The sequence below is a fragment of the Burkholderia sp. S-53 genome (assembly GCF_025560745.1).
Taxonomy (GTDB): domain Bacteria; phylum Pseudomonadota; class Gammaproteobacteria; order Burkholderiales; family Burkholderiaceae; genus Burkholderia; species Burkholderia pyrrocinia.
The window spans coordinates 2,258,852-2,270,042 of record NZ_CP090484.1; the positions used below are offsets into that span (position 1 = coordinate 2,258,852).

The 11,191-nt window shown below is 58.2% G+C and carries 7 protein-coding genes and 1 pseudogene; 4 read left to right on the plus strand and 4 right to left on the minus strand.

Going from position 1 to position 11,191, the window contains the following annotated elements:
* Positions 1–300: 300 nt before the first annotated feature.
* Together LXM88_RS32315 and LXM88_RS32320 are read left to right on the plus strand one after the other, a co-directional pair.
* The gene (locus LXM88_RS32315) at positions 301–1,050 is read left to right on the plus strand and encodes a TnsA endonuclease N-terminal domain-containing protein (RefSeq protein WP_262547028.1); all 750 of its coding nucleotides are present in this window, start codon (positions 301–303) and stop codon (positions 1,048–1,050) included.
* Positions 1,047–3,200 carry a hypothetical protein gene (locus LXM88_RS32320; protein ID WP_262543513.1) on the plus strand — a complete coding sequence of 718 codons (2,154 nt, stop codon included), beginning with the start codon at positions 1,047–1,049 and terminating at the stop codon, positions 3,198–3,200. Before LXM88_RS32315 ends, LXM88_RS32320 begins: the two co-directional genes overlap by 4 nt.
* 269 nt (positions 3,201–3,469) lie before the next feature.
* On the opposite strand, the gene LXM88_RS37315 is transcribed toward LXM88_RS32320, so the two are convergent.
* Both LXM88_RS37315 and LXM88_RS32325 read right to left on the minus strand, forming a co-directional pair.
* Positions 3,470–4,813, minus strand: a complete 1,344-nt coding sequence (locus tag LXM88_RS37315; RefSeq protein WP_412524151.1) for a TniQ family protein — start codon at positions 4,811–4,813, stop codon at positions 3,470–3,472.
* Positions 4,788–6,074 (minus strand): hypothetical protein, encoded by a 1,287-nt coding sequence (locus LXM88_RS32325; RefSeq protein WP_262543514.1) that lies wholly within the window; start codon positions 6,072–6,074, stop codon positions 4,788–4,790. The genes LXM88_RS37315 and LXM88_RS32325 overlap by 26 nt, the downstream gene beginning before the upstream one ends.
* 19 nt (positions 6,075–6,093) lie before the next feature.
* Between LXM88_RS32325 and istA the strand changes: the two are divergent.
* Together istA and istB are read left to right on the plus strand one after the other, a co-directional pair.
* A pseudogene (gene istA, locus LXM88_RS32330) lies at positions 6,094–7,604 on the plus strand (IS21 family transposase).
* Positions 7,605–7,608: 4 nt separating this feature from the next.
* The gene (istB, locus tag LXM88_RS32335) at positions 7,609–8,397 is read left to right on the plus strand and encodes an IS21-like element helper ATPase IstB (protein ID WP_262531593.1); all 789 of its coding nucleotides are present in this window, start codon (positions 7,609–7,611) and stop codon (positions 8,395–8,397) included.
* Here istB and LXM88_RS37320 read toward each other — a convergent pair.
* Positions 8,295–9,164 (minus strand): TniQ family protein, encoded by an 870-nt coding sequence (locus LXM88_RS37320; RefSeq protein WP_412524152.1) that lies wholly within the window; start codon positions 9,162–9,164, stop codon positions 8,295–8,297. The two genes, istB and LXM88_RS37320, sit on opposite strands and share 103 nt — an antisense overlap.
* Positions 9,134–10,753, minus strand: a complete 1,620-nt coding sequence (locus tag LXM88_RS32340; protein ID WP_262543515.1) for an AAA family ATPase — start codon at positions 10,751–10,753, stop codon at positions 9,134–9,136. The genes LXM88_RS37320 and LXM88_RS32340 overlap by 31 nt, the downstream gene beginning before the upstream one ends.
* Positions 10,754–11,191 lie beyond the last annotated feature (438 nt).

Below are 11,191 nucleotides of genomic sequence, written 5' to 3' on the forward strand. Positions count from 1 at the left end.
ACCCTGGGGCAACAAAAAACTTGCTGAAAAAACACAAAAAATTGTTCCGCAAGTACAGTGCAGACAGCATTGATTTTTAACGCATTTCCTATCCAGGCTCAACTCTCGTTCGGCCAATCCGTTCCTGACCAGTGCTGGGCACCTGTGCTTTCGCGACGGCAACGCACCTCACGCAAAAATATATTGCAATAAATATCATCGTGGACTTATATTATAAGGAACGTAGAAGCATAAGACGAAGTTCAAAAAGTACGGGGCAGAATGATAAGAACGCCAGACCATCTCTCGCCGTTTCAGGCGATGACTTGTCCTGAGTTGCCGGCAACTGACCCACGAGGTTTGGCAAACGGTCGCCATCACAGGAGCTTCCTCAAGCCTACTATTGGCCGAAAAGGGCTTGCAAACGCAGCCTGGAGCCCAAAAACGCAGCGGGACCACTCGTATCTTTCCTTTGGCGAACGGAATGTGCACTATTGGCTACATTTCCAAGCTAACGTCGTTGACATCCGAGAGCAGTACCCCTGTTTCGACCCGGACGAGCTCGCGGCCTACTTGGACAGTGGTCGACGCATACCTCGCAACAAGGTGATGACGCTCGACTTCGTGCTGACGCTCTCCCCGACAACAAACAAACCCCTGCGCTATGTTGGGGTTTCGGTCAAGGAGAACCACGAGCTCGAGAGCGGTGAAGATGTCTGGGAAAGGTTTGCTCGCGAGCGGCGGTTCTGCGGCGAGCACGGATGGGCGCACACCATATACACCGAAAAAGAGGTCCCGCGCGACGTGGCTCGGCGTACACGACGGGTCGCCCTCTGGGCCTCCGATTCGGATATTGCAAGCGATGCGGCGAACGCCCAGCGGCTTGCCGAGCTTATGCCACACGGAACGAGCGAAGTTTCACTCAATGCATTGATGGTGAGAGCCGCACGCAAGCTCGCGTGCACTTGCGACGATGCGTACAGGTTGCTGTCTGTAGCAGGCATGCTCGGCTTCGTAAACATCGATTTCACTCGCGAGGTCAGCGACCGCTTGAGGGTAGCCTTCGAATGACAACAAAGCTTTACAAGGGTGCACTCCTCAGAAAGCGTCTGCCTCGAGGCAAGTTCGAATTTCACCGCGTCGCAGCGGCATTCGAAGAAACGGATGACATTTTTCTCCTTGAAATTTCAGGCGAGACTACCGCGTCCACACGCCTTCCAGTCCGCCGCTCCTACACGCGCATCGCCAGCTCATTGTCCGACTCTTTCGAAATCGTTAAGGAGGATACGTTTCTGCTACCAGAGATGTTGAAGCCAGATTCCGAGCTCAGCGACGACGTCAAGCAGACGCGAGATAGTCGGTACGGAAAGATTGAATCTCTTGTCACCGAGAACGAACGGCAGCTTTTCGATAAACGCGAACGTGCGTCGCTGTTAGCGAAACACGCTGAACGAGTGGGAACAGGCGACGTCACGCTGCGAAGGTTGCTGGTCACTTACTGGACGTTTGGTTGCAATGCCAATGCAATGATTGAGCTACGCAGCCGAGCTGGAGCGCCGGGCGTCCAGCGGTCGGCAGCCAAGACACCTACGGGGCGACCAAATGCATCCGTAATCCTCTACGGCGACGCCGGTAGCCCCAATCGCATCACAACCGAAACCGACAAACGGCGAATCCGACTCGCGATGAAAAAATATTTCATCGCGGACGACGCCAACTACGCCGAGACGTACCGCAACATGGTGGAATACATGTACGCCGGCAAGGATGCGCCAGAAATGGGTACCTTCTACTACTATGCGAAGGGAATCGCATCGGAGATTGCTTTTTTGAAGGCCAAGGCTGGCGAGCAGGAATGGCGAGAAATACATGGCAACGCTCGCGGGCGCGCCCGCGACCTTTCTGACGGCCCGTGCGATATCTATGACGTTGACGGCACGCCGTTCCCTCAAGAGCTCGTTGCATCGTGGGCCCCAGCCCGTGCTATCCGTAAGCCGACGCTGATGCTTTGTGTCGACCGACATAGCCTCGCAATTACGGGCTTTTACGACAGCATGCAGCCTGAGAACTGGGACGCCTATCGGATGTGTTTGTTCAACGCAATGACGTCCAAGCATGACACGTTGGTAGACCTGGGATTTGACCCGAAGGATTGGGACCTCGTTCAGGCACCAGCTGGGGTCTTTTTCGACAGAGGCCCTGCAATTACTGATAAGGCGCAAGTGGCATTGTGCAATGAGCTAAAAATAGAACCGATATGGGCGCCCCCGGGGCATCCTGAGGGTAAGCCTACCGTTGAGGGAATGTTCGCCAAGCTCCAAAACCGTATGGCTGGAAACCCGGGCGGGAGCAAAACGTCAAAGCGGAAACGAGACAAAGAGCGAGCCCAGAAGGCTATCAGCAACGCGCAATGGTCTCCGCAAGAGTTCCGGCGTGAACTCATCAAGGAAATCATCAAACACAACCGGTTCACTCGCGTCCCACACTTGCTGACAAAGGACATGAGAGATGACAACGTCGACCCGACACCGGAAGAAATCTTCAAGTGGGGGCGGAATCAATTACACGGCGACCGGGCACGGGTGCGCGCTGAAGAGGAAATCTATTTTGCCTTGCTGCCGCGTGAGCACGTGACGGTTTGGCCGAACGGCGTACGCTACAAGGGGCATGCTTATAGCTCAAACGGTCTATTGGACTATCGCCTCCAACACATTTCGGTCGTCGGCAAATCGAAATCTTGCAAGACGTACGTCTATGTCGACCCTTTAATGCCATCGCGCCTATATTGGCGGAATCCGTCTGGACGAAAGGAGGTTCTTCTGCCTGACGAGCACTCGCTAGCGCTTCTCGAAAATCAGACCTGGCTAGACATGGAGTTGGAACGCCTCATTGAGTTGACAAAGGCAAAGGTATCGCGGAAAGCTGAACAGGCGTGGTCTCGCAAGCATCATCTGACGCGCAAGCAAGAGGAAGCTATCGCACCGGCATTGCCGAGAAAGGCTGGCAAGACGAAGGTCATCGAGGAAGGCAGCGCTGAAGCTCGCAGCCTAGAGAAGCGCCTGCAACAGAAAGAACAACGTCGGAGATTGAGCTCGGTGGTTGACAAGCTAGCGTCGACCGAAACGCCGCAGTCCCTGCCGCCGACGCCGGAAGTGAAGCCCGTAGCAGCAACTGAGGCCTCCAAGCGCAAGAGTATTCTCGACCGTATGTTCGATGACTAGCCCGCATGTGAGCGTGTTGGGGCCGAGCATGGGAAGCGGTGAGTCAGGAAGAATGACGATGGCTCAGACGCTCAATTGGCTGCCGTCGGGGTTCCACTCGCGCATCGGGGGTCTACGGCCTACGAGTCCCTGCTCATAGGCGTCAAAGCGTTCGTCGACGTGCAGACTTCGAATCAGACGGCGAATATTTGAGAATAAATTCGCCCAAGCACGTCCATCGGCAAGTGCACCACGGTTTGCACTTTAGTAAAGAGCGCCGGGCCACGAAGTCACTCCGCATCCGTCTTCATTAACCAAGCTGCCCGCCTACACATATATTGTTCGCGAGTCTCTGCAAGCTCCTGAATCGTAGCGGAAATCAGCGGATACATATCCGTCTTCCGGACGATAGAGCGTCCGCCTGGAATATCGGCAAGGAAAAACCCTCTCGTGAAGCGAATGGGGCGCTCCGAGGACGCGAGTACTGCCGCATGACGCTGCCGAATTGCAGTGCTAATCTGTCTGTCCGTTTGAAGACGTTTCTTAAGGTGGTACTCGCTTGCCGCATAACTTGCGTTATGGACGGGCGCGCTCACTCGTTCACGGCAGTCGGTTCCGAGCTTACCCGCAACACGATTTCGCGTCAACGCAGTGCGGAAATCGTCTCCAGACGAAAAGAGCACCCCAACGAGAAGGACGTTGACAGCCAAATTGCTGGAAGTTTCGCCATGTCGAAGTGGACGCGTGAGAACATGGATTGCGTTCTCTCGACTCCCCCAGCGTGGGGCTAGAAGATGCAAACCGTCGACGTGCTCGACGAGCTTCATCATTGCGCTCTGTCGAATGCCTACCCCAGTTGTGAGGTCCAGTTCGATGGCCCGCTCCTGAAGCGTGGCTCCTATGTGGTCCAATTCGTCTAGCGGAAGTGGATTGTCGAATAGAGAACGGAGAAACTCGTGGCTCTTTGATAACAACGAGCCGTCGCCTCGCACATATGAGCCTACCGCAATGGTTCGAAGCCCGCGACCACACTGACATCGCGCGGTAGGTAGCGCAGGAGCTGCTCGACGGCTAAGCGGGAATGTGCAAAGGCCACATCCAACTGCGAGCGGGCAACTGTGGCGAACACAGTGCGAACAAATGTCCAACTGATGCTCTCGGCGCCAGTAAGAGAACCCATAGGTAGCCTCATCCTCACCCACGCACTTCGGGCACCAGGCCATTCTTGCGGGCGCATTACCTTCCCAAGCGCTGGGACGTATGACTCCTCGCCGTATCCCGCCTGCGTTACTCTCGATTATCTGCGTTGAGAGACGGGCTCGAATCTCCGCCTTCAGAAACGGCGCGACTGCCGGAAAAACAGTATGGTTCTGGAGTAAGTCATTAGCCGAACCGAGCGCCCCCTTTGCGAAGTCACAAAGGCGCGCAAGATTGCATGGAACTACCCAAGGGGGCTCCAGGCAGCTTTTCAGTCCCAGCACGTGTGACGACACGCTATACAGGTTTGCCTGATTAACGAGCACAACGCGCGCCAAGTACCCCAGCATTGTCTCTCCGGGCAATAATGCTGGAAAATTGTTGATGGCTGAAGATTGCAAAACGACAGATTTAGGCATCGGATGGCTCATCCCCATAAGCAGCGGCACAGATTGCGAGGCGTTGTTTTGTCCGACGTAGCCCCGTCGCTTTCAGTCGATTGGTCGCGCTGCGGCTTGCCATCTCCGGCGAACGCGTTTCCAGCCACTTCAGACGCCGCAGCACAAAGGCATCGTCCTGCTCAGCAGGCAGACGCGAGCCCAAGCGTTCGCGAACCTTCACTGCGTAGTCATTCAGCTTCAAAAGCATCGCGACGCGTTTTCGACTTGCTCGGTAAGGCCGGTGCTCATCGACTTGCGTGGCGGCTCCGTATGCAATGCTGAGCAAGTCCGCCTCCGACGCGACCGCTTTTGCATTCAGTGAGGAACGTCGCCGCCTGCGCGGGGGCGCGACCGACTTCGCCAGCGTCGCGAGGTAAGCGTTCAGCCAGTCCTTGTCATGTTTGGACAGCCATTGATAGTCCGGACGACATCTGTTGCGAAATTCTCCCACTGTAATCACTCGGCCCTGTGCGATGCGAACGGCCTCGGCCCTTGCTCGTCGTAACCTCAGTTCCGCATCCTTCCCAAGCGCACGGCGGCGCTCAAGCAATCCTTGAGTTGACCGCATGAGGCGATACACCCGAAGCGGACTCACGTTGTACCGTTCGGCGATTGTTATGATGGGCTGACCCGTCTCAAGCTCGCGAACAATCGCTTCGGGAATGTCGTCCGTAAAACGGACCTTGAACTTTCCGGCATGCCCGGAGCGCTTGAGCAATTGCGTCGCTGTAATGGCGGCGACACCGAGCTTGCGCGCTACCTCTGTCACCGAGTTACAGCCTTCTATGTGGGAGGCGTCGATGTCTTGATGCCGCCACACAGACACGGGCCTCGTCTCCACGTCCTCCGGTGTCTTGTGGTCGTGCGCGTCAGCAAAAATGCTCAGCAGAGCAAGGAATACCGGATGAACTGACCCGCGAGCGCGCGACATTCGCTGTAGCGCTTGGCGCAACTCATATTCGTCAGCTGTAAGCTGTGAGAGCATTCCGTCTTCGAACCCATCCGCAAAGTAATTACGCAGTGCACCGACCAGCGCATCGGCTCGCACTGAACCCTTTTTTGTCACATACCCGATGGCCTTGATGTCACGGATCGCCGTTATGGAGCCAATCCGTGATCGGCATATAGGCGCCACCTGATGATCGGCGCATAGGCGCCAGTCCAGGATCGGCGTAAAGACGCCAGCAGCGCCGGGGCAAAGGCGCGGTTCGAACTTTCCTAGTCGGTACGCTCTGTTCTTTTTGAACGGAGCGTCCATGGCCAATCGGAGGTTCGAATTGTTTGAGTATCGCCAAGTCCTTGTCCGTATGCGGCAGGGCGACTCCGACCGCGACATCGCGCGCGGCGGACTGATGGGACGCAAGAAGCTCACGAGCGTACGCCGCGAAGCACAGACGCGGGGTTGGCTCGATCCCACGCAACCGTTGCCGGACGATACGGTTATTGCAGGGGTCTTCGGCCGCACGCCGCATCTGCCGAGTACCTGTGTGTCGACTGTGGAGCCGTTTCGCGAGCAGATTCGCAACTGGCTCGCGGCTGGCGTTCAGGGCACCACGATCCACGCCGCACTTCGCCGCAACCACGGCTACACGGTAGCTACTCGGCAGTTCGCCGTATGGTTGGGCATCTTGCCGCCGAGCGCGGCGTGGCTGCCACGACGATCCTCGAGTTCGCGCCGGCCGACGCGGTGCAGGTCGACTTCGGCGCCGGTCCCGTGCTGAGCGTCGAGAGCATTGAGGTTCGGACGTGGATCTTCGTGATGACGTTGTGCTGGTCGCGTCACCAGTACGCCGAGATCGTGCTGGATCAAACCGTCGAGACGTGGCTGGCTTGCCACCGGCGCGCCTTCGAATGGTTCGGCGGCCGGCCTAGCCGGATCATCATCGACAACGCGAAGTGCGCGATCATCCGAGCCTGCCGGTACGATCCGGCCGTACAACGCTCCTACGCGGCGCTTGCCGAGGCCTACGGCTTCAAGATCGACGCCTGTCCGCCACGCGATCCCCAGAAGAAAGGCGTCGTCGAGTCGGGCGTCAAATACGTCAAGAAGTCCTTCGTGCCGCTGCGCGAGTTCCGGGATCTGGCCGATGCGAATCGGCAGCTTCGCGAGTGGGTCCTGCAGGAAGCCGGCACACGCACGCACGGCACGACCCACGAGCAACCGCTCGCGCGCTTCGCGATCGAGAAGCCGCTGCTCGCGGCGTTGCCGGACGTGGCGCCGGTGATCTCCGTCTGGAAGGAAGTCAGCGTCCACCGCGACGGCCACATCGTCTACCGCAACGCGCTGTACTCGGCACCGTATGCACTGGTCGGCAAGCCCCTCTGGCTGAAGGCGACCGACACGGTCATCCAGTTGTACCACCAGCATCAGCTCGTCGCGACCCACCCGCGGCAACGGGCCGGTGGTCGCCATACGGTCCGGGACCATCAGCCGCCCGAAGCTCAGGCCTGGCTCGAACACGATCCGCAGTGGTGTCTGGCCCGGGCGAAGGAGATCGGGCCGTCGTGCCACGGCGTGATCCTCGCGTTGTTCAACGACACGGTGCTCGTGAACCTGCGCGGCGCGCAGGGCCTCATCCGGCTGCGCGAGCAGGTCGGCGACGCCCGGCTGGAAGCGGCCTGCGAGCGCGCGCTCGCCTTCAGCAGCCCGAAGTATCGCACCGTCAAGGGCATCCTCGACAAGGGCCTGGAAGGCCAGGCCACCACGCGCGCTACCGCGATGCCGGGCGGTACCTACCAGGACGGCGGCCGCTTCGGCCGTGACCTTCAATCCCTGCTGATCCACTGAATCCATGAATCCGAGTCCCGAACTGAATTCCATCCTCAAGCAGCTTCGCCTGTCCGGCATCCTCGACTCGCTCGAACAGCGCAACCGCGAGGCCATCGACGGACAACTTGCCTACACCGAGTTCCTCGCGATGCTGCTGCACGACGAGGTTGCCCGCCGCGAGAACCGCAAGCTCGCCATCCGCCTCTCGCGTGCCGGCTTCGCCATCGGCAAGACGCTCGAGTCCTTCGACTTCGACCTGCTGCCCGCCTTGAACCGCGCCTACGTCTACGATCTCGCGGCCGGCCGCTATCTCGACGAGAAGGTCTCGATCCTGATCGCCGGGCAGACAGGCACGGGCAAGAGCCATCTGGCGCAAGCGCTGGGACATTGCGCGGCCCGACAGGGGCGCGACGTGCTGTTCATCTCGCAGACCGAGCTGTTCAAGCGGCTGAACGCCGCGCGCGCGACCGGTACCTACGAACGCCGGTTCCAGCAGTTCGCCAAGGTACCGCTGCTGATCGTTGACGACTTCGCGCTTAAACCTCTGCATACCCCGCAGGATGAGGACTTCCACGATCTCGTGGATGCCCGCTACGAGCGCGCGGCGACGATCCTCACATCGAATCTGCACTTCGATGAATGGGGCGCCGCGTTCCCCGACAACCGCATCCTCGGCACAGCAACTCTGGATCGGTTACGCCACGGCGCCTACCGGCTCGTGCTTGAAGGCGACAGCCGACGCGCACCGAAACCCATGCCTGATCTGCCCCAAAATACAGTTGCCAAAAACGGTAAAAAACCGCAACCTTGAAACCGTTCGAACCCGCGCTTTACCCCAGTTCTACTGGCGCCATTACGCCGATCATCCCCGGCTCCTTTACGCCGATCCGTGACAGCCTTGAGGCGATGACAGCACATCGAACGTGTGACCCCACGCCCTTCGAGTAAGCTCTGAGTCTCACGAGCGAACCGCTGTGCATTCCGACGCACAGCGTCGGACTGCGTCTCCTTCCATCGGAAGGAAGCGAGTTCGCTTTCCACGCCGTCACCCAGAATCGAAAGATAGTCGCCATGAAAAGGGCATCGCGTGACAAACGGCGCGATGTTATAGCGCCGCTCTACATAGAAGCCACGCGACTGAATGTCCTCCATCTCGCAACGCGGACAACGTCGTTTCACATCCGGACGGGCCGTCAGACCAAGAGGCTCACGGGCAGGACAAAGCGGTCCGCGACCACCCTCAAATATGCGCCGCGCCAGTTCGCTTTCGGTCCCTTTCGACAACCCTGCGACGAAGTATGGATAAAACGTGTGCCGATTCAGTAGCTCCGCGTCGGAGTAGAAATGCTGCCCGACACTGTCTGCAAATTCCCGAAGTCGATACGGGAGAAGACCTGAAACATTTCGCCAAGGAGCGCCCAATACAGAGCGTCTGCTCGCTCGCCGGTGGAAGCTGTCCGAGTGTATGAAGATTCGGTCCAGCCAACTTGCGAGGGTCTCCTCCGGCACTGGCGAGGGTAGTGACGAAAGAGTGGCAACCGTGCTCATCACATGTCCTCCAGGTTCGCGCCAACCCATCCAGCGGCCTTGCCTGCGGCGTGCGGGTCACTCGACTTAGCAATGCTGGCCGCAATGGGGTTCACCGGCTTTCGACGCGCTGCAGTTCGAGCCTTTTTTTGCCCCGTGCCGTTGGAGCCCGACTCGTTGAGCGGCTTTTGGGTTTTCGGAGTCTTCACTGGCTTTGCGCGAAACTGCGTTGCCCGTTCTTTATCTTTCCTTTCTTCTTCCTCTCGTTTTTTGTGTTCCGCGACAGCGTCATCCGTTTTCATGACGTGCAGCCGCCGAGGCGGTAGCAGATGCTCGAAGCGCTTATACTCCTCCTCCGAAATCTTCACCTTGGCGGTGTTCCGACGCAGAACGCTAATCGAATCCTGATAGCTGAGAAGAGACTTATCTGCGCACTTGTCGACGAAGACTGAGTCAAACTCGCCATCGAGGTAGGCGCCGGCTTTGGCTTCGCTCCGCGCCATCTGCTCGAAGAGCTCAGGAACAAGTGCGTTGAAGAAATGCAGAAGCCCTTGCGTATGATGATGCAGTGAAAAGGGCAGAAACTCGGGCATAGCCTTGTTTTTGTGGCTAACCCGATATGCCCACATCATCTCGCACAGGTCGATGAAGTCCTCGTCGTAAGGCAACGCGCGCAGTTCGATTTCACCCTGCGCCTTCAACTTGCGACCCTCTTGGAGATGGGAAACAAGCAAGCTGTCGACCTTGTTGGTGCCGACTGCCAGAACCGGGATGCCGGTACATTGCATGAAGGTAGAAAACAGTTGAAGCGTTGCCTCCGTGCGGTCGTCGAGCGCTTTAAGCCGTTGCAGGTCGTCGATAACCAAAAGGCCAAGGAAGTTCGTTGTGGCCGCACGGTACAGTTGCGAAAGGGAGACCCAGAGCGGCGCTGTATCGCGTCGAGAAACGCGCGCGTAGTCGGTACCAAGAGCCATGTCGAAGTGTTCCAGGATTATCCGAACCATAGCTTTCAGGTCACCGGCTGCCTCACATTGCACTGAAATCATCGGTAGCTGCACGGTACGACACTTCTTTCCAGCAATCTGCGTGTGGATAATGGCCTCGGTGCCGAGGAACGATGAAATACGCTTCACGAGCGTAGTCTTCCCGACACCTGTTGGTCCGTAGAGAAGCTCCCCCATTGCGGCGCCACCCGATGGGCTCATCGCGGTTAGGAGGCGTTCGGCTTTGCCTGAGCGCCATTCAGCCTCAGTTGCGGTCGCACATCGGTACATGTGCGCCGCCACTTTCGGATTGCGAGGGTCTCTGTGGAGAAGGCCGCGCCGTACCAAAGCCATCGTGGACTGCAACGCCCGACAGTGCACGGGTAGTGGGACGAAGATATCGTCGATATCGTGTATCGCCTCGATGCGGTGCTCGAGGCTGCGGGAAAAGAACTCGTCTGTGCGCTTGATTGTCGTTGCCCGCAACGCCTTAAAAGCCAGGTCGTCGTCCGGTAGTGGATTCAAGGCCTCGACAAACTCGTTGCCTGCCATCCGGCCGACCTCGGGACGGTATGTTGCAGCTTTCCAGTTCGGTATACCGAGGCCGGGCCACAGGCGTGACTCGGCGCCTGTATGCATGCTGGTATTGGACGTCATAGTGACCTCCGGCGCGGGCGCTCAGTTACCTCGAACGAAGCGAGAAATTTCCGAAAACGCATCTCGCATAAGCGCGACCAGGACGAGTCGGTACTTCTGCTGTGCCTACGCCGGGAACGCTCACGCGTGTCACAACGACGGCCGCGAACGATGCACGGCAAACCGATTAGCCGAATACTAGATTTTCCGAACAAGAGATTCCCCACCGCCTCATCGAGAGAACGGCGCCTATCTTTTTGGGTTGGAGTAGGACGGGCGTTGCAGCGTGCCCGTGAGGTCGGGTATCGGAGAGTTGGCTGGGGTATAAGGCAGATTGCTCTGCAAGTATCTTCGTGTTCTTTCGGGCAGCGGTCCCGCTCGCCGGCATCTCGACCAGCACGTTCACGAAGATGATGACCTCTTGTCTAAACTATCACGAATTGATGGCGCTTATCAAGT

Coding starts and splice junctions, on each gene's coding strand:
- LXM88_RS32315 (WP_262547028.1), top strand. CDS start 301: ATGACTTGTCCTGAGTTGCCGGCAACTGACCCACGAGGTTTGGCAAAC.
- LXM88_RS32320 (WP_262543513.1), top strand. CDS start 1,047: ATGACAACAAAGCTTTACAAGGGTGCACTCCTCAGAAAGCGTCTGCCT.
- LXM88_RS37315 (WP_412524151.1), bottom strand. CDS start 4,813: ATGGGGATGAGCCATCCGATGCCTAAATCTGTCGTTTTGCAATCTTCA.
- LXM88_RS32325 (WP_262543514.1), bottom strand. CDS start 6,074: ATGGACGCTCCGTTCAAAAAGAACAGAGCGTACCGACTAGGAAAGTTC.
- istB (WP_262531593.1), top strand. CDS start 7,609: ATGAATCCGAGTCCCGAACTGAATTCCATCCTCAAGCAGCTTCGCCTG.
- LXM88_RS37320 (WP_412524152.1), bottom strand. CDS start 9,164: ATGGGTTGGCGCGAACCTGGAGGACATGTGATGAGCACGGTTGCCACT.
- LXM88_RS32340 (WP_262543515.1), bottom strand. CDS start 10,753: ATGACGTCCAATACCAGCATGCATACAGGCGCCGAGTCACGCCTGTGG.